The organism is Mycobacteroides salmoniphilum (assembly GCF_004924335.1).
In the GTDB taxonomy this organism is placed as follows: domain Bacteria; phylum Actinomycetota; class Actinomycetes; order Mycobacteriales; family Mycobacteriaceae; genus Mycobacterium; species Mycobacterium salmoniphilum.
The window spans coordinates 4,107,954-4,126,503 of record NZ_CP024633.1 but is presented as its reverse complement, the minus strand read 5'-3'; the positions used below and the strand labels follow the sequence as shown (position 1 = coordinate 4,126,503).

At 64.8% G+C, this 18,550-nt stretch carries 15 protein-coding genes and 1 riboswitch; of the genes, 5 read left to right on the top strand and 10 right to left on the bottom strand.

Going from position 1 to position 18,550, the window contains the following annotated elements:
- Nucleotides 1–12 precede the first annotated feature (12 nt).
- Nucleotides 13–408: a hypothetical protein gene (locus tag DSM43276_RS20470; protein ID WP_078328249.1), complete on the top strand. Its 396-nt coding sequence runs from the start codon at nucleotides 13–15 to the stop codon at nucleotides 406–408.
- Between the two features lie 9 nt (nucleotides 409–417).
- On the opposite strand, the gene DSM43276_RS20465 is transcribed toward DSM43276_RS20470, so the two are convergent.
- A complete protein-coding gene (locus DSM43276_RS20465; protein WP_078328168.1) occupies nucleotides 418–1,134 on the bottom strand; it encodes an NUDIX hydrolase in 717 nt (238 codons plus the stop codon).
- A gap of 95 nt (nucleotides 1,135–1,229) precedes the next feature.
- Here DSM43276_RS20465 and DSM43276_RS20460 point away from each other — a divergent pair, with 95 nt between their 5' ends.
- Nucleotides 1,230–2,180, top strand: a complete 951-nt coding sequence (locus DSM43276_RS20460; protein WP_078328167.1) for a TauD/TfdA dioxygenase family protein — start codon at nucleotides 1,230–1,232, stop codon at nucleotides 2,178–2,180.
- A gap of 1 nt (nucleotide 2,181) precedes the next feature.
- On the opposite strand, the gene DSM43276_RS20455 is transcribed toward DSM43276_RS20460, so the two are convergent.
- The 6 genes from DSM43276_RS20455 to DSM43276_RS20430 all read right to left on the bottom strand — a co-directional run bounded on the left by DSM43276_RS20455 (nucleotide 2,182) and on the right by DSM43276_RS20430 (nucleotide 10,910).
- On the bottom strand, nucleotides 2,182–3,636 hold the full coding sequence (locus tag DSM43276_RS20455) for an NAD-dependent succinate-semialdehyde dehydrogenase (protein ID WP_078328166.1): 1,455 nt from the start codon (nucleotides 3,634–3,636) through the stop codon (nucleotides 2,182–2,184).
- The gene (gene gabT, locus DSM43276_RS20450; RefSeq protein ID WP_078328165.1) at nucleotides 3,636–4,982 is read right to left on the bottom strand and encodes a 4-aminobutyrate--2-oxoglutarate transaminase; all 1,347 of its coding nucleotides are present in this window, start codon (nucleotides 4,980–4,982) and stop codon (nucleotides 3,636–3,638) included. Before gabT ends, DSM43276_RS20455 begins: the two co-directional genes overlap by 1 nt.
- A gap of 118 nt (nucleotides 4,983–5,100) precedes the next feature.
- Entirely contained in the window at nucleotides 5,101–6,642 is a 1,542-nt protein-coding gene (locus DSM43276_RS20445; RefSeq protein ID WP_078328164.1) for an APC family permease, read from the bottom strand.
- Nucleotides 6,635–7,525: a universal stress protein gene (locus tag DSM43276_RS20440; RefSeq protein WP_078328163.1), complete on the bottom strand. Its 891-nt coding sequence runs from the start codon at nucleotides 7,523–7,525 to the stop codon at nucleotides 6,635–6,637. The genes DSM43276_RS20445 and DSM43276_RS20440 overlap by 8 nt, the downstream gene beginning before the upstream one ends.
- A gap of 2 nt (nucleotides 7,526–7,527) precedes the next feature.
- Nucleotides 7,528–9,471: a primary-amine oxidase gene (locus DSM43276_RS20435; protein ID WP_078328162.1), complete on the bottom strand. Its 1,944-nt coding sequence runs from the start codon at nucleotides 9,469–9,471 to the stop codon at nucleotides 7,528–7,530.
- A 2-nt stretch (nucleotides 9,472–9,473) separates the two neighbouring features.
- The gene (locus DSM43276_RS20430) at nucleotides 9,474–10,910 is read right to left on the bottom strand and encodes a gamma-aminobutyraldehyde dehydrogenase (protein WP_078328161.1); all 1,437 of its coding nucleotides are present in this window, start codon (nucleotides 10,908–10,910) and stop codon (nucleotides 9,474–9,476) included.
- A gap of 158 nt (nucleotides 10,911–11,068) precedes the next feature.
- On the opposite strand from DSM43276_RS20430, the gene DSM43276_RS20425 reads away from it, so the two are divergent.
- Together DSM43276_RS20425 and DSM43276_RS20420 are read left to right on the top strand one after the other, a co-directional pair.
- Entirely contained in the window at nucleotides 11,069–12,586 is a 1,518-nt protein-coding gene (locus DSM43276_RS20425) for a PucR family transcriptional regulator (protein WP_078328160.1), read from the top strand.
- Between the two features lie 106 nt (nucleotides 12,587–12,692).
- Nucleotides 12,693–13,313, top strand: coding sequence for a TetR/AcrR family transcriptional regulator (locus tag DSM43276_RS20420; protein ID WP_078328159.1), 621 nt, complete (start codon nucleotides 12,693–12,695; stop codon nucleotides 13,311–13,313).
- A gap of 6 nt (nucleotides 13,314–13,319) precedes the next feature.
- Here DSM43276_RS20420 and DSM43276_RS20415 read toward each other — a convergent pair whose 3' ends face one another.
- From DSM43276_RS20415 to thiC, 3 genes are all read right to left on the bottom strand, one after another.
- Nucleotides 13,320–13,955 (bottom strand): alpha/beta hydrolase family protein, encoded by a 636-nt coding sequence (locus DSM43276_RS20415; RefSeq protein WP_078328158.1) that lies wholly within the window; start codon nucleotides 13,953–13,955, stop codon nucleotides 13,320–13,322.
- Between the two features lie 31 nt (nucleotides 13,956–13,986).
- Nucleotides 13,987–14,817, bottom strand: coding sequence for a bifunctional hydroxymethylpyrimidine kinase/phosphomethylpyrimidine kinase (thiD, locus tag DSM43276_RS20410; protein WP_109555902.1), 831 nt, complete (start codon nucleotides 14,815–14,817; stop codon nucleotides 13,987–13,989).
- 2 nt (nucleotides 14,818–14,819) lie between these two features.
- Nucleotides 14,820–16,460, bottom strand: a complete 1,641-nt coding sequence (gene thiC / locus DSM43276_RS20405) for a phosphomethylpyrimidine synthase ThiC (protein WP_078328247.1) — start codon at nucleotides 16,458–16,460, stop codon at nucleotides 14,820–14,822.
- Nucleotides 16,452–16,560: riboswitch (TPP riboswitch) on the bottom strand. It overlaps the preceding gene by 9 nt.
- 246 nt (nucleotides 16,561–16,806) lie before the next feature.
- Between thiC and DSM43276_RS20400 the strand changes: the two genes are divergently transcribed.
- Complete coding sequence (locus DSM43276_RS20400) at nucleotides 16,807–18,549, top strand: MFS transporter (RefSeq protein ID WP_078328157.1); 1,743 nt, start codon at nucleotides 16,807–16,809, stop codon at nucleotides 18,547–18,549.
- Nucleotide 18,550 lies beyond the last annotated feature (1 nt).

The following is an 18,550-nucleotide window of genomic DNA, read 5'->3' as shown; positions in this document are numbered from 1 at the left end:
AGAATTCTCGCGTTGCTGGTGGCTCTGGCGTCGAGCGCCGTGCTGGGATTGCCAGCTGCCGCGGTGGCGCAGGCCGATCCAGGGGTGAAAATGACCTACCGCGTGACTGCGCAGGATCCGGGGAGCAATCGCCAAGTGGTCATCTCCTACCGCACGGGTAAGGGGGAGAAGGCGGTCAAGTACACCTGGCTCGACCCCTTCGTGCCGTGGACGCATGACATATCGATGACAGCTCGTGAGGCGCAGGTGAGCATATTCAGCGATCAGGGCGGCAACTACCTTGGCGAGATATTGCGCGACGGCAATGTGATCGCATCCAACGCGGTGTATCTAGATCCGGGCTGGGTGGCGGAGCAGGACGCGCCCTATGGGACACCGACGTTGTTGGCGCGCGCCGGAGTGTCCTAGGACTGGCATCTATCGCCAGGCGAAGACCGGCTGCTCCAGCTCATCGACGCGGTCTGCGCGGCCCTCCAGGCAGAGCCACCGCACCTGCAGCAGGACGGCCCCGGTCGGGGCGTGGATGAGGTCATTGCCCAGCGGGATCTGCACCACCGGGCGCGGGCTCTCGGGAATCGTGACGTAGCGCGGTGAATCCTCGCGCTGCAGCTGGTGCAATCCCACCCGGTAGGCGGCCACCACTTCGTCGGGCGAGGGGCGCATCTCCAGACGCCCGCCACCCCACACCACCACCGGGGTGATCACGTATCCCGAACGTGTCGGATAGTCGTCGAGCAGGCCGAGCACCGTCGAATCGGGCAGTGTGACGCCCAGTTCCTCATCCAGCTCACGCAGCGCGGCCTGCACCGCATCCTCGCCCGGATCCAGCCGTCCGCCGGGCAGCGCCCATTGCGCGGCGTGGGAGTTGAGCCGGGAGGTTCTGCGGCACAATAGGAATGCCGCGCCGCCCGAGACGTCGACCATCCTGCCGTCCAGGCCCTGCTCGGCTATCTCCCGGCCGCCGATCCACTCGTCCACCGGCGCCGGGTCGATGCGGTCTTCGCCCAGATCCGAGTCGACCAGCACCACGGCCACCGCGGCGCGGCGTTTCTCCGGGTCCTCGACGCTCCTGCGTTCGTGCCCCGCCAGGTGCTCGCGAATCCGGTCCCGCAGTTCCTCGTCGTACGCGATCACCGTCCGACCATATCTGCCGGCGCCTACGGCAGCCCTTTCGAATCGACTTGGCTCTATACCTGGGCTTACGGCGTCGGGGTTGTTGTGATGCGGGAATGAGTGACGACCACACACGACGTATCTATCGTGACGCCGGAATTACCGTCGAAAAGCTCGGCGAACACATCGGTGCCCGGGTCGACGGTGTGGAGCTCGGGGCCGCTGTGCCGGCCGAACGGGCCGAGGCAATCCGCCTCGCGCTGGCGGTCAACAAGGTGCTGGTGTTCACCGGGCAGCATCAGCTGGATGACGCGGGACAGTATGCGTTCGCCGGTCTGCTCGGGGAGCCGACGCTGCCGCACCCCACGGTGACCTCGCACGGCAGCGAGCTGCTGAACCTCGAAGGGGCGGCCAACGGCTGGCACACCGATGTCACCTTCGTCGACCGCATCCCGAAGGCGTCGGTGCTGCGCCCGGTGACCTTGCCGTCCTACGGTGGCGCCACCACCTGGGCGTCGACGGTCGCCGCGTACGAGCAGCTGCCCACACCGTTGCGCGCACTTGCCGACGACCTGTGGGCCACGCACACAAACCTGTACGACTACGTGGGCGCCGGCGCCTCGGGAGGAGTGAGCGCCGAACGCCGGGCCGCGTACTACAGCGAGTTCACCAGCTCTCTGTACGAAACGTTGCATCCGGTGGTGCGGGTGCACCCGGAGACCGGTGAGCGCAGCCTGCTGCTCGGGCAGTTTGTCAAGAGTTTCCAAGACCTGCACGGCGGCGAGTTCGCGGCGCTCTTTCAGCTGCTGCAGTCACGTATCACCAAGCTGGAGAACACCTTCCGATGGAACTGGCGGCTGGGTGACGTGGCCATCTGGGACAATCGGGCCACCCAGCATTACGGAATCGCCGACTTCGGACAACAACAGCGCGAGCTACATCGCGTCACGCTGGCCGGGGATGTGCCGGTCGACATCTACGGCCGGCGAAGTCAGGTCCTCAGCGGCGATGCCAGTCACTACTCGGGTATCGAGGAGCCACGGCGACTCGAATTGTTCGCCGCCTGATCTAGGGCAGCGCTATGTATTTCGTTTCGAGGTATTCCTCGATGCCCTCGCTGCCGGCTTCCCGTCCGATGCCCGACTCCTTGATCCCACCGAATGGCGCGGCCACGTCGGAGATCACGCCCCGGTTGATGCCGATCATCCCCGACTCGACGGACTCCGAGACGCGCAGCGCACGATCCAGGTTGGCGGTGTACACGTAGGCGGCGAGCCCATACTCGGTGTCGTTGGCGGCGGCGACTCCGGCGTCCTCGCCATCGAACCCGGTGATAGCGGCCACCGGGCCGAATACCTCTTCGCGGAGAATTCTTGCGTTCGAAGGCACATCGGTGAGCACGGTCGGCGGATAGAAGTAGCCCTCTCCGTCGGCGATGACGCCTCCGGTGGTGATGACGGCCCCCTTGCCGACGGCGTCCTGCACCAACTCGTCGACCGAGGCGCGCTGTTTGGCGGTGATGAGCGGACCCACCTGCACGCCGTTTTTGTCACCGGGGCCGATGGTGAGTGCACTCATGTGGGCAGTGAGCTTCTCGGTGAACTCGGCGCGCACCGCGTTGTCGACGTGAAAGCGGTTGGCCGCGGTACATGCCTCGCCGATGTTGCGCATCTTGGCCGCCATCGCGCCGTCGACCGCGGCGTCGACGTCGGCGTCGTCGAACACCACAAACGGTGCGTTGCCGCCCAGCTCCATAGAGGAGCGCAATACCCTGGTGGCGCACTGTGACAGCAGTACCTTCCCGACGCCGGTGGAGCCGGTGAAGGTCAGCTTGCGCAGCCTTGGATCGTCGATCAACGGGCCAGTGAGGCCCGAGGCGCTGGTGGTGGGGAGTATCGACAGCACGCCCGGAGGCAGTCCCGCATCGGCGAATACCTGGCCCAGCAGCAGCATGGTCAGTGGTGTCTCAGCAGCGGGTTTGACGATCATGGTGCATCCGGCGGCGAACGCCGGGCCGATCTTGCGGGTGCCCATGGCCAGCGGAAAGTTCCACGGAGTGATGGCCAGCGCCGGGCCGATGGGCTGCTTGGTCACCAGGATCCGGCCGGTGCCCGTCGGCGACGAGGTGTACCGGCCGTTGATGCGCACTGCTTCCTCGGAGAACCAGCGCAGAAACTCGCCGCCGTAGGCGACCTCGCCCTGACTTTCCGCCAGCGGCTTACCCATTTCCAGCGTCATGGCCAGCGCGAAATCATCGCGTCGCGCCATCACCAATTCCCAGGCCCGCCGCAGGATTTCGGCTCTTTCACGGGGTGCGGCCGCCGCCCAGGACTGCTGCACCGCCACGGCTTCATCGAGTGCGGTGGCACCGTCGGCTGCCGAGGCGTCGGCCACGGTGGTCAGCACGGCACCCGTGGCCGGGTTGTGTACGGGGAACCGGGCGCCCGTCGAGGACGGGACCTGCTTGCCGCCGATCCATAGATCGGTGGGGATGGCATCGATCAGGGCTGAGTGATCAGTCACTAGCGGCTCGCCTTCTCGCGAATGATGTCGGTGAGGACGGTGATGCCCTCGTCCAAGAGATCGTCCCCGATCACCAGCGGGGGCAGCAAGCGGATCACGTTGCCGAAGGTTCCGCAGGTGAGGATCAGAACACCTTGGGAGAGCGCCTCGGCGGCAATGGCTTTGGTGAGGGCCGCATCAGGTTCGAGAGTGCCGGGTGTGACGATCTCGATGGCCAGCATGGCGCCGCGGCCACGTACTTCGCCGATGACGTCGACCTCCTCGGCAAGCGCGCTCAAGCGCGACACCACCGAGGTTTCGATGACCCGGGCCCGTGCCGGCAGGTCGAGCTCACGCATGACGCCCAGTGCGGCGATCGCGGCCGCACAGGTCACTGGGTTGCCGCCGTAGGTTCCACCCAGGCCGCCGGTGTACACGGCGTCCATGAGATCGGCGCGCCCGGTGACGGCGGACAGCGGCATGCCTCCGGCGATGCCCTTGGCCATGGTGACGATGTCGGGGACGATGCCCTCGTGCTCGGAGGCGAACCAGGCACCCGTACGCGCGAAGCCGGTCTGCACCTCGTCGGCGATGAAGACGACGCCGTTCTCCCGGGCCCAGGCTGTCAGCGTGGACAGGAATCCGGGTGCGGGCACGATGAATCCGCCCTCGCCCTGGACGGGCTCGATGATGATCGCGGCCAGCGATTGCGCACCGATCTGGGTTTCGATGCGGGAGATCGCTCGCCGTGCCGCTTCCTCGCCGGACAGACCCGGTTCGTCACGCAACGGGTAGGAGGCCGGCATCCGGTAGACCTCGGGCGCGAAGGGCCCGAACTGCGACTTGTAGGGCATCGACTTGGCGGTCAGTGCCATCGTCAGGTTGGTGCGGCCGTGATAGGCGTTGTCGAAGGCGACGACTGCCGTGCGGCCGGTGGCCAGCCGCGCCACCTTGATGGCATTCTCCACGGCTTCGGCGCCGGAGTTGAACAATGCGGTGCGCTTCTCGTGATCGCCGGGAGTCAGGTCGTTGAGGAGCTCGGCGACCCGCACGTACCCCTCGTAGGGCGTGATCATGAAACAGGTGTGGGTGAAATGGGTTGCCTGGTCGGCGATGGCCGCGGCAACCGCGGGATGTGAGGCACCGACGGTAGTGACCGCGATGCCCGATCCGAGGTCGATGAAGGAGTTGCCGTCGGCGTCGACGATCACCCCGCCGTCGGCGTCGACGGCGTACACCGGTGCGGTGGAACCGACGCCCGCGGATACCGCGGCGCGTCGGCGCTCGGCCAAGGCGCTGGACCGGGGCCCGGGCAGTGGTGTCACGATATTGCGCTTCTGGGCGAGGCGGTAGGCGATGTCGGTCATGGCGCTTCCTGTCGTCGATCCGGCGATCTCAGTCTGCCGCCGCGGGGTGTTTCTGGGAATGGACGGTTTGTCTACCGAGGGCCCCTGGATACGCCGTTCTGGAGTGCATGGTCACCGCTCATTCCACGAGCGGCGCGGTGTCGCGAGTCAGGGTGCGCCCGAGGAAGAAGTCCGGGCTCTTGACGCGCATGATCAGCATGAGCACCGCGCCGAACGCCAGGATGCCGAAGCCCAGATAGAACACCAGGCCGATGCCGCCGATCGAGGCACCGCTGCCGGTCTTCTCCGGATCCATGCTCTCGCGCACGGAGATGACGAACACCGCGGCGAGCATGAGCCCGCCCAGGAGCGGAAAGAGGAACTTGTACACCACGTTGTGGGCATTCTGGAATAGCTCCGAACGGAAGTACCAGACACAGGCGAAGGCAGTAATGCCGTAGTACCAACAGATCATGATGCCAAGTGCCGCAATGGTATCCAGCAGCGTGCGATCGGACAGCAGGCTGACAACGGTGTAGAAGACCGCGGTAATCGCACCGGCCACCACGGTGCTGAAGGTCGGCGTCAGGAATCGCGGGCTCACGCTGGCGAACCGTTTCGGAAAAGCGCCATAGGTGCCCATGGCGAGCATGGTGCGCGCCGCGGGCAGGGAGGTGGTCTGCAGGCTCGCCACCGCGGAGGCGAATATCGCCAACAGCAGCAGCGGGCCGAACCAGCTGCCCAGTACCGGATTGGCAAGGGCGCCAAAGACATTGTCCTTGTTCTGCTCATTGGCCAGCCCCAGATCGGTGTCGCCGACACCGGCGAACATCATCACCGCGACCGCCACCAGCAGGTAGGTCAGCAAGATCGACAGCACGCACAGCAGGCCGGCACGGCCGGGCACCTTTGTCGGGTCCTTGCATTCCTCGCCGAGTGTCAGACAGGTATCCCAACCCCAGAACGCGAAGATCGAGCCGACGAGCCCAATGACAAAGGCACTCAGGGTCAATCCCGTCAGCGGGTTGAACCAGTCCAGATCGAAGTCGAGATGCCCGGCCGCGCCGGGTGCCTTCGTGATGGCGACAACGGCGAAGATCACCAGCACGATCATCTGGAACCCGACGAGTACGTACTGCACCTTTTCGCTCGTGGTGATGCCCCGGCTGGAGATGTAGGTGGCGATGGCCAGCAGCGCGACGGTCGAGATGATGTTGACGGCCTTGTTGTTGGCGAGCTCGCCGAGTGTCTGATTGTGGAAGATGGCGCCGAGAAACTGATACCCGTACTGCACACCGATGGATGCCAGGTTGGACAAGACGATAATGGTGGCGATGACCATGCCCCAGCCACACATCCAGCCGATGTACGGGCCGAATGCCTTGGTAGACCAGGTGAAGGAGGCGCCGCAGTCGGGTGCGCGCGAGTTGAGCTCGCGGTAGGCGTACGCGGTGAGGAACATCGGGATGAAACCCGCGATCAGGATGGCCGGCATCTTGAGGCCGACCGCGGCCACAATCAGGCCGATGCTGGCCGTGAGCGTGTATCCCGGTGCCACCGTAGAGATACCGAGGATTGCGCCGGTAAAGGTGCCGATACGTCCGGCCGCCAAGCCCTTTGAGACAAGTCCCTCGGACCGCTCGGCATGCTCCAGTTCGGCGTGAGCGACGTCCTCAGTCACTATCGCCCCCTTCTTCTTTAGGAATCACGACCATCGGGACCTGCAGCACGCGGAGCATCTTCGCGGCCGTCGAGCCGAGGAAGAGTCGTCGTGGCTGCGCCAGACGACTTGAACCGACCATGATGATGTCGCCCTCGTGCCAGTCCAGCTTGTTCACGGCGGCCTCGACGGTGGGCCCCTCGGCGACGATTGACGTGACCGGGAACTCTGGTGGCAGCACCAGTTTGGCGGTCTCAAGGGACTGCTGTGCATGAATGGTGGCGCGTTCTCGCGCCGACTGATCGTCGTCACCCCCGGGGATCGGGTCGAACGACACCAGCGAGACCAGGCGCAGCGGTGTGCCGGCGCGCTGGCAGGCTCGTAATGCCGTGTCCAGCAGCACACGTGCGCCCGGCCGGGTTCCCATGGCACAGGTGACTTCGCGGACACGGAGGTTCTTCTGATAGCGCGCACCTCGCGGCGAGATCACCAGAGGTATTGGAGAGGAGTGCACGAGCTCGTTCACCACCGATCCCAGCGACAGGCTGCCGACCAGGCCGCCACCGGAACCACCCACCACGACCGCCTCGGCCCCCAGGGCCTCGCACTGCGCAATGAGTCCCTCGGCAATCGACTCGTGGAAGCCGATATGTGTCTGCACCGTGAGGTCGTCCGGAATGGTGGCCTCGGCATGTTTCAACCAGTGAGTGGCATTCTCGGACAATATGTCCTGGCGCTCCTTTTGGGGAAGCGGCGCCAGGATGGGGCGGTCCTGGGGGAGCACCATGCACAGATCGAGGTGCGCGCCCAGCGAGCGCGCGATCTGTGCTCCCACCGCTAGAGCGTCATCGCCGCCCGGAGTGGCCAGGTACGCAACGGCAATCCTCTTGGCGGCGGTGTTCATGGCTAAGCCTCCTGGTGTCCGGATGTGTGACAGCTCTTCGGCGGGGTGGGTGCGACGTCGAGCGAGGGGTTGCGGTCGAAGAACCCGACCGGTTTGAGCCAGAAGTTCACGGTGTCGACGGGCATGATCGGCCAGTCTTCGGGGCGGGTGATGTGGTGGATGCCGAATACGTACCAGAGCACCACATCGGTGTTTTCGATGGAGCGGTTGCCCTCAGTCCAGGCGGGCAGGCCGTGATCTTCCTTGCTCTGCGTGACGAATTCTCCTGCAGGCCAGCGTTCTTCGGGTGAATTGGGGGTCACCCAGAGGGTGTGTTCAATGGCACGGCAGCGTGCCAGCACCGGTGAGGACGGATCGAACATGGCCGGGATGGCCGCACCGGGTACCAACTTGTAGGCCGGGGCGGTGCCGATGCCGTTGCGGGTGTTGTCGTTGACGACCTTCCAGGCGCGCTGAGTCTGCCAGCAGAAGTCCTGCTTGCCTTCCGATTCGGTGCGCAACGGGGTATTGCGCTGCCGCAGAGACAGTCCGTACGGGTTGTGGGGGCCGACCGGCTCGATTTCGGTTTCGGTGGCGTACACGGTGTTCTCGGTGCCATCGACGTCCAGGTCCAGTCTCGCGACAAGGAAGTGTTGGTGGTACGGCGCGTAGGTCCGGTTGTCGACCAGGGTTCCGTGTGGGTGTGCGGCACCCTCGGCGAAGTTGCTCACCACCATGATTCCCGTTGCACGGACCTCACATTCGATGTTTCCATCCTGATAGAACCGCCAGTACGTGAGGTACTCGTAGTTGGCGACGGTGACGTGGAAGGACACCGTGAGCCGACGCATCCGGCGTACCTCGGCGCCGTGGTCGTGATCGACGTGCTTCCACAGGACCGCATTGTCTTCTTCGTGAATGCAGATCGCGTTCTTGATGGTGTACGGCTCGCCCTTGCTGTTGTGTAGCACGGCATCGAGGTAGCGAATCTCGCCGAGGCAGTCGCAACCAAGTTCCAGCGAGGTGGTCATGAAGCCGATGCCCCACTCGCCGATATCGAAAGCTGTTCTTCGGTAGTGATCTTCGCAGTGGTCCCGGTAGGGCACCATCATTTCGGCGAAGGACATGCGGTTGGCCACCGATCGCACCCGGCCGTTGTCGTTGTATGTCACCGCATGCAGTGTCATGCCCTCGCGGTAGTTGAAGCCAACCCGCAACGACCAGTTCTGCCACTCGAGTTTGTTGCCTTCGATGGTGAAGGAGGTGCCGTCGGGCTGGGTGATATGCAGTGGTTGCAGCGACTCCCGGGTGCTCTGCCGGCGCAGGCGTTCCGGTACGTGTCGGGGCACATATTCGCCCATCATCTCGGGCCGTGGGACGGTGAACGTGTCCTCGATCTCCAGCAGCTCCATGCTGTTCATGTCGATGACGCAGTGAAATCCGTTGACGGGGCCCGCGTATGGATTGGCGCCTTCGGTGGAACGCACCCAGGTGTCCGACCACCCGAGGCGTCTGCCCTTGTACTTCTCGGGCATGACCGCATCGCCATAGGTCCAGGTATCCATGAACACCAGGTCCATGTCGGTGATGCCGCGTGCGGCCAGGGCGGCGATCACATCCGGATGGCGTCTCAGGGCCGTATCGGCCTCTTCCCACTCGTCAACTGTGAAGTTGGGTTGCACGCCGGGAATGTGATCCCAGGATTGCACCTCGTCGGCGGTCAGCGAGACGACCGCTTTATAGGTGGCGTTTCGTTGGGTGTCCAGACACCTGGCGAGTGCCCGACGCTCGGGGCGTGTGCCGTTGTCGTCGAATCGGGCGATCTCGGCCTTCGAGGGCTCGGACAGCTCGATGGAGGTGTACCGCCAGTCGTTCCCGACGCCGTGCGTTTGCGCCAGAAGTTTGGCTGTCGCGGTGAATTCGTCCGCGGTCAGGGGATCGAGAGGGTGGAACGTGTCGGCTGCCATGTCTAGTGTGCGCTCATCACGTGCTTGATGCGGGTGTAGTCTTCCACGCCGTAGGCCGACAGGTCCTTGCCGTACCCGGAGTATTTGAACCCGCCGTGTGGCATCTCGGCAACCAATGGGATATGACAATTCACCCAAACACAGCCGAAATCGAGTTCACGAGTGAACTTTTCGGCGGTCTCGTGATCCTTGGTCCACACACTGGAGGCCAGCGCGTAGCGCACGCCATTGGCCAGGCGAACGGCCTCGTCCGCATCGTCAAAGGATTGGACGGTCAAGATGGGCCCAAAGGTCTCTTCCTGGACTATCGAGTCATCCTGTCGGACACCGGTGACGATGGTGGGCTCGATGAAGTAACCCTTGTCGCCCCAGCGCTTTCCACCGGTCACGATCGTCGCGTGCGCGGGTAGGTTGTCGAGTTTCTTGGTGACGGCGGTGAAGTGGTTGATGTTGTTCATCGGCCCGTAGAAGCTGTCGGGGTCATCGGGCAGGCCCGGCCGCAACGTCTGCGCCGCGGCGTTGAGGGCGTTCACGAAGTCGTCATGGATCGACCGGTGCACGATCACCCGGGTGGCAGCCGTGCAGTCCTGGCCGGCGTTGAAGAAGGCGGCCTGCGCAATCCCGGTGGCCGCCTTGTCGATGTCGACGTCACCGAACACCACAACCGGTGCCTTACCGCCGAGTTCGAGGTGGCTGCGCTTGAGCTGCTCGGCCGCCGAGGCGGCGACGGCGATGCCGGCCCGCACCGACCCCGTGATCGACACTAGGCCAATGGCAGGGTGACTCACCAATTCGGAGCCGGTAGTAGCGGTGCCCAGTACGACGTTGAAGACGCCGTCGGGCAGGATGCCCTTGGTCAAACGGGCCAGCACCAGTGTGCTTTCCGGGGTGGTGTCGCTGGGCTTGAGGACAATGGTGTTCCCGGCCGCCAACGCGGGGCCGATCTTCCAGATCGCCATCATGAACGGGTAGTTCCACGGGGTTACCTGCCCGACGACGCCAATGGGCTCGCGCCGAACGTAGGACGTGAATCCCTCCATGTACTCGCCGGCCGATTTGCCCTCGACGAGTCGTGCGGCACCGGCGAAGAACCGGAGCTGGTCGGCGCTCACGGTCACCTCTTCGGCGGCGATGACGGCTTTCGGCTGCCCGGTGTTGCGGCACTGGGCCTCGACGATCTCGTCGATATGCGCCTCAATGGCGTCGGCGAGTTTGAGCAGCGCCTGCTGCCGGACGCTCGGTGTGGACTTACCCCAGGAGATGAAGGCACGTTCGGCGGCGGCCACCGCCGCATTCACGTCATCGGCATTGGACACCGGGGCGCGGCCCACCAACGATTCGTCGACCGGACTGATCAGGTCGATGGGCTCGGAGGATTGCAGGGACAAAGAATCGACAAACTGGCCGTCGATGTAGTTCTGGAGTACCGAATCCGGCATATCGCATGTCCATCCGTCGAGGGAATCCGTCTAAGCACGTCAAGAAAACACGCAGACAACCAGTGTGCGCTGAGACACATGCCTGATCATCCGACAATTCCGGGAATCTTCGCGGTGTTTTTCACCATTCTGTACAGTCCCGTGAGGTGACTGTTGCGGTGCGCTGGGTGTTGGATCAGCTGGATCTGAAACTCACCCTGAAGGGCGGCGCTGCGGGTCTGGGGCGCACGATCAATCTGGCGCTCACCACAGAACTCGCCGACCCCGCGCGATGGCTATCCGGTGGAGAGCTGGTGCTCACCACCGGGATCGGCCTACCCGGTAGTGCCCGGGAACGGCTGCGCTACTTACGGGCGCTTGACGAGAATGGCGTTGCCGCATTGGGATTCGGTACCGGATTGACGTTCGACGAGGTGCCGTCGGAGTTGGTGACAGCCGCCGACGAGCTGGGTATGCCGCTGATAGAGGTGCCGCTGCGCACCCCGTTCGCCGCGGTGGTCAAGGCGGTGAGCACCCGCATCGCCGAACTGGAATACGACGCGGTGCTGCGGGTATCGCGGGCTCAGCCCCGGATTACCCGAGCCATTGTCAATGGTGGTGTGCAGGCGGTCACCGCGGAACTCGGACGGTCGCTGCGGGCCCACGTTGTGGTGCTGGACTCCGGTGGCACGGTGATCGCGAGTCATCCGCGCAATCTGGATGTCGCGACGGTGAATCTGGTCCGGGGTGCCTTGACCCCGGGCGCATCGGCCGGCGCGCAACAACTGGACCCGGGAATCGCGGTCGCGCAACAGACGATCGGTGTGGGTGGTACGTCGTACGGAGTGTTGGCTGTTGTCAGTAAGGCGCCGTTGACCTTCGTGGACCAGGTACTGCTGGGGCATGCAAATTCCTTGTTGGCCTTGGATTTTGACAAGCCGTCGCGGCTGCAGGATGCGCAACGTCAGTTGAATGGGCAGGCGTTGGGGCTGCTGCTCGGCGATGAACGGAACCTGGACTCGGTGTGGGTGCAACTGGCACCGGCGGCCGACGGGCGCGGCCGGATCCGGGTGTTGGTGGTGGATGCCGAATCCCCGGCAGCGCTGCGGCGGGTGCAGCCCATAGTCACCCGGGCCATGGAGTCCGCGGGCCACCCGGTCTTCGCGCATACCGCCGAGGCCCAGCTCACCGTCGTGATCCCGGGGTCGGAGACTGCCGAATTCGCCCGGCGGTTGTTCGTGGACGTGGACGGGCGCACCAGGAAGGGGCTGCGGGCCGGGTTGAGCGGAGCGCATCCGGTGGGGCGGCTCGGCGATGCGGCGCAGAATGCGAAGCTCGCCGCGTCGGTGGCCGAACGCGGCGGGACACCGTTGGAGTTCACCTCACTGGCGGGTAGTGCACTGCTGTCCTTCGGTGCGAGTCGTGAGGTGCTGGTCGCCGTCGCGAACGCGACATTGGCCCCCGTCGCCGAGCACGACGCCACTCACGGCACGGAACTGCTGGTGTCCTTACGGGCCTATCTGGAGGCGAACGGCCATTGGGAGTCGGCGGCCACCGCTGTCGGTGTGCACCGACACACGCTGCGGAAACGCGTCGAAACCGTCCAGTCGCTGCTGGCCTGCGACCTTGATATCGCAAGGGTGCGCGCTGAGCTGCTGCTGGCGATGCTGGCGGGAACGCCGAGCGCCGGGAACTGAACCAGGACTACTAATTCGCAGTGCGCGGGCTTACGGTAGTGCTACCTTATTTAGAACAGGTTCCAGTTTCGGGGTTATTTATGCAGGTGAAAAGATCGTGAGCGCCATGGTTGAAGCGTCACCGGTGCGGCCCGCCGCCATGCCGTCGACCAGGCGTCAACATGAGCAGTACAAGCGCATGCTCGATGCGGCCGAAGAACTCGCCATGACGCGCGAGCTCGATCACGTCCAGATGCACGATGTCGCCAAACACGCCAACGTTGCCATTGGCACGTTGTACCGGTACTTCCCGACGAAGCGTCATCTGTTCGTCTCGGCTCTGGTGCGTGAGTCGGAACGACTTGTCGGGCGCATCCCGTTGTCTCCCGATGGGCAGGAAACGGCGGCCGACCGGGTGGGTGAAGCACTGGTACGGGCGCTGCGCGGATTGACGCGGCGTCGCATGCTGGCGATCGCGATGATCAGGTCCTCGAACTCGGCGTCACTGGCCGAGGTGCCCGATCTGATGCAGGTCGAGAAGCGGTTCCACGAGCTGATATCCGAGGTGGCCGGTCTTTCGGATCCGGTCGATGAGGATGAGGCGGTGATCAGGCTGCTGGTGCACCAGTGGTTCGGCTGTATTCAGGTGTGTCTCAACGGTGGTCTCACCGTGGCGCAGGCGGAGGCTGATCTGCGTCGGGCGGCACAGCTGTTGATGCGCGACTGGCGCGTGGTGGACGAGCGTTAGGTTCTGTTAGTTCGCTTTCAGGGCGACCAGCGCGGCATCGATGGCGAGCTTCGGGACATCGATTGTCTTGGAGCCCAGGTCATGGCGCGCACCGGTGATCTCCACGATTGTCGCGCCGCCGGGTATCAGAATCGATGCCTCCTTGAGTTCGGCGATGGTGCCGAACGCATCCGAGGTGCCGTGAGTGAACACCGTCGGAACCTGGATGCCCGGCAGATGCTCGGTGCGCAGCCGGTCGGGCTTGCCGGGCGGATGCAGCGGGTAGGAGAACACGGTGAGGACGTCGATGATCGGCCCCTTTTCCGCCACGAGCATCGAGGTTTGACGTCCGCCGTAGGAATGACCGCCCGCCACGAGCGGGCCATCCACCAGGGCGCGAGCCTTGTTGATCACCTCGGCGATGCCCGCGCGGTCCTTATCGGCCGATGAGGCCGAGGGGGGACCGCTTGGCCGGTTGCGCCGGAAGGGCATATCGAAACGTATCGCCAGCCAACCGCGTTCGGCCCACGCCGTGCACAGCAGCCGCAGCATGGGGGAGTGGCAGCTGCCACCGGCGCCGTGGGTCAGCACTACCGCACCGTGGGGGTGCCCGTCGGGGTGGTGGGCGATTCCGGCGATATCCGGAAGTTCCTCGGTGCTCACGCACTCAGCCTAGGGCTCGTCGCGCGGGCGCTCATCGCAGCCTGAACAGGGCCGATACCGGGCCGTGGCCGTGGCCAAGAGGGTAGGCCGCTCGCAGGCACTCGGTGATCCACTGTTTCCCGAACGCGACGGCCTCGGTTACGGAAAGTCCATGTGCCAGTGCGCAACTGATGGCTGCGGCGAGGGTGTCCCCGGCGCCGTGGTCGTGTCCGGTGTCCACCCGTTCGACGGGGAAGTAGTGAAACTCGGTGCCGTCGAAGAGCAGATCGGTGCTGGTGTCGCTGGATCGAAGGTGCCCGCCCTTCACCAGAGCCCACTGCGGGCCGAGGGCATGCAGTTTTCGCGCCGCTTCCTTTTGGGCCTCCTCATCGATGACGTCTACATCGACCAACAGCCGTACCTCGTCCAGATTGGGGGTGACGAGCGTCGCTAACGGAAAGAGTTGTTCACGGATGGCATCCAGCGCGCTCGGGTGCAGCAGCGGGTCGCCGTGCATGGATGCGCAGACGGGATCGACGACCAGCGGGACATTCGTTGCCAGGCGCGACCATGTCTGCGAGATGGCCTCGATGATCGGGGCGGAGGCCAGCATCCCGGTCTTGGCGGCCTGGATGCCGATATCGGTGATCACCGCGTCCATCTGCGCTGCCACCACCTGCGGTGGGATTTCGTGAAAATCCCTGACACCCACCGAGTTCTGCACGGTTACGGCGGTGACCGCCACGCACCCGTGCACACCGAGTAGCGCCATGGTGCGCATATCGGCTTGGATGCCTGCCCCGCCCCCGGAGTCGGACCCGGCGATGGTCATCACGCGCACCGGGGTAGCGCCCGGCTCCGGGATGGGGAGGAAGGCGGCCATGCTCACGCGATCGGCAGATAGACCCGGTTGCCGTGCTCGGCGAACTCCACGGACTTCTCCTCCATGCCGCGTGCCAGCATCGCGTCGATATCCTCCTGCGTCTCGAGCCCGTTCGCGGCGGCGAACTCCCGGATATCGGCGGTGATGCGCATGGAGCAGAACTTCGGGCCGCACATGGAGCAGAAGTGTGCGGTCTTGGCCGGTTCGGCGGGCAGTGTCTCGTCGTGGAACTCCCGGGCGGTGTCCGGGTCCAGCGAGAGATTGAACTGGTCATCCCAGCGGAACTCAAAACGAGCACGGGATAGCGCGTCGTCCCTCAGCTGGGCGCGCGGGTGCCCCTTGGCGAGGTCGGCCGCGTGCGCGGCGATCTTGTAGGCGATCACCCCGTCCTTGACGTCCTTGCGGTCCGGCAGCCCCAGGTGTTCCTTGGGGGTGACGTAGCAGAGCATCGCGGTCCCGGCCTGGGCGATGATCGCCGCTCCGATGGCCGAGGTGATGTGGTCGTAGGCCGGTGCGATATCGGTGGTCAGCGGCCCGAGGGTGTAGAACGGAGCCTCCTCGCAGAGCTCCTCCTCGAGCTTCACGTTCTCAACGATCTTGTGCATCGGCACGTGGCCGGGGCCCTCGATCATCACCTGCACGCCATGGGATTTCGCGATCTTCGTCAGCTCGCCGAGCGTGCGCAGCTCGGCGAACTGGGCCTCATCGTTGGCATCGGCGATGGACCCCGGACGCAGGCCGTCGCCGAGTGAGAAGGTCACGTCGTAACGCGCCAGGATCTCGCATAGCTCCTCGAAGTGCGTGTACAGGAACGACTCCCGGTGATGGGCCAGGCACCAGGCGGCCATGATCGAACCGCCGCGCGAGACGATGCCGGTGACACGCTTGGCGGTCAGCGGCACGTAGCGCAGCAGCACACCGGCATGCACCGTCATGTAGTCGACGCCCTGCTCGGCCTGCTCGATCACGGTGTCGCGGTAAAGCTCCCAGGTCAGCGCGGCCGGATCACCGTTGGTCTTCTCCAGTGCCTGGTAGATCGGCACCGTGCCGACTGGGACGGGCGAGTTGCGTAGAATCCACTCACGGGTCTGGTGGATGTCCTTACCGGTGGAGAGGTCCATGATGTTGTCGGCACCCCAACGGATGGCCCACACCATTTTCTCCACCTCTTCGGCGATCGAAGAGGTGACGGCCGAGTTGCCGATGTTGGCATTGATTTTCACGCCGAAGGCCTTACCGATGATCATCGGCTCGCTCTCGGGGTGTTTGTGATTGGCGGGGATCACGGCGCGGCCCATCGCGACCTCACTGCGCACCAGCTCGGCGGGCACACCCTCGCGGACCGCGATGAACTCCATCTCGGCGGTGATCTCGCCGGCCCGAGCACGCTGCAGCTGGGTGCCGCGATCGGTGACGATGCCGACGCGCGGTGGCAGTCCCTTCTGGAGATCGATGGTGGCGCCCGAGTCGGTGTACGGACCGGAGGTGTCATACAGGTCCAGGTGCTCACCGTTGGTCAGGTTCACCCGGCGCTGCGGCACGCGCAGGCCACTGTCGAGGTGCTGGTAGATCTTCTCGCTGCCCTGGATGGGGCCGGTGGTGACGGTTTCCGGGGCCTGAGAACGGGTTGATTGAGTCGACATGATTTTCCTCCCTACGCCGGCATTACCCGGTCAGGTTCATACGGTCGACGGCCCTAGCCGTCCTCTCAGCGCACTGGTGCGCGCTCCCGTGTTTTGTGTGTTTGGGGCTGTGCCCGCCTTCGGAGACGGGCTACCGGCCAACGCTACCTCGGCCCGTCGCGCCAAGCGTGACGTGATGGCGAGATTTCTGTGCGAGCCCCGGATTCGGCCCAACATGACAGAGGGGGCCTCGAAGGTTCGGGAATATAGTTTCCCTTGCTAAAGTTACCCACGGTGGTATCCACAGACGGCCGGGCTGGGGTGCCCTGCTGGCCGCGTCGGGGAGAAGCGCGCAATAAGGGTGACGATGACTGATTTGATGACACAGACCGACGACACACCTGCGGATATCGAGACCGCACGACGTCGACTGCGGGTGGATCGCGATCACCCGCATTACAAATGGGTCGCCCTGTCGAACACCACGCTGGGTGTGCTGCTCGCAACCGTCAACTCGTCGATCGTCTTGATCTCGCTGCCGGCCATCTTTCGCGGTATCGGTCTGAACCCGCTAGCCGCCGGAAATGTGAGCTATCTGCTGTGGATGCTCATGGGCTACCTGCTGGCCTCCGCGGTTCTCGTCGTGCTGTTCGGCCGCCTCGGCGATATGTATGGGCGGGTCCGGATTTACAACATGGGCTTCGTCGTCTTCACCGTCGCGGCGGTGGTGCTGTCCTTCGACCCGTTCCATTACGGCGGAGGCGCCGTATGGCTCATCGCGTGGCGCGTGGTGCAAGGGGTGGGCGGGGCCATGCTGATGGCCAACTCCTCGGCCATCCTCACCGACGCCTTCCCGTCCACACAGCGTGGATTGGCGCTGGGGATCAACCAGGTGGCCGCGGTGGCAGGGTCATTCCTGGGACTGTTGATCGGAGGCGTGCTCTCCGAATGGGATTGGCGCGCCATCTTCTGGGTGGGTGTGCCGCTGGGCCTGCTGGGCACGGTGTGGTCGTACCGCTCGCTCGTCGAGATCGACGAACCCACGCCCGGCAAGCTGGACTGGGCCGGCACCGTGACCGTTGCGCTGGGGCTGACGGTGCTGCTCACCGGAATCACCTACGGTATTCAGCCGTACGGCAATTCGAGCACCGGGTGGGGTAATCCGCTGGTCTGCGGGTCGCTGATCGCCGGTGTGGCGCTGCTGGTGTTGTTCTGCGTGATCGAGGCCCGGGTGGCCGACCCGATGCTCGACATGCGGCTGTTCAAGAACCGTGCGTTTGGTCTGGGGAATCTGGCCAACCTGCTGGCATCGGTGGGCCGCGGCGGCCTGCAGTTCATGCTCATCATCTGGCTGCAGGGCATCTGGTTGCCGTTGCGCGGATACAGCTATGAGTCGACCCCATTGTGGGCGGGAATTTTCCTGCTGCCCATGACGCTTGGCTTCCTGCTGGCCGGGCCCATCGCCGGCGTGCTGTCGGACCGCTACGGGGCCCGACCCTTCGCCACGGGCGGCATGGTGCTGTCGGCGCTGACATTCCTGGCGCTCATCGCCATTCCGGTGAACTTCAATTACTGGGCCTTCGCGGCGCTCATCTTCCTCAACGGGCTGGGGTCGGCCATCTTCACCGCACCGAATACCGCGGCGATCATGTCGAGCGTGCCCGCTCATCAGCGCGGTGCGGCCTCCGGTGTGCGTGGCACCTTCTTCAACGCGGGCAGCTCGCTGTCCATCGGAATCTTCTTCTCGCTCATGATCGTCGGGCTCTCGGCCACGATGCCCGCTGCGATGCAATCGGGGCTGACCGCCCAGGGCGTACCCGCCTCGACCGCAGCCGAGGTGTCCAGTCTGCCGCCGGTAGGCAGCCTGTTCGCGGCGTTCCTCGGTTACAACCCGGTCAGCGAATTGCTTGCTCCGTCAGGGGTTCTGGACCAGCCGGGGGTCAACGCGGGCGAGTTGACGGGGCAGTCGTTCTTCCCGAATCTCATCACCGAGCCGTTCCATACCGGTCTGGTGGTCGTGTTCATCGCCGCGGCACTGATGATGGCGGTGGCGGCGCTCGCCTCGCTGGGCACCGGCGGCAAGTACGCCCACGTGGAAGAGACTGCTTGAG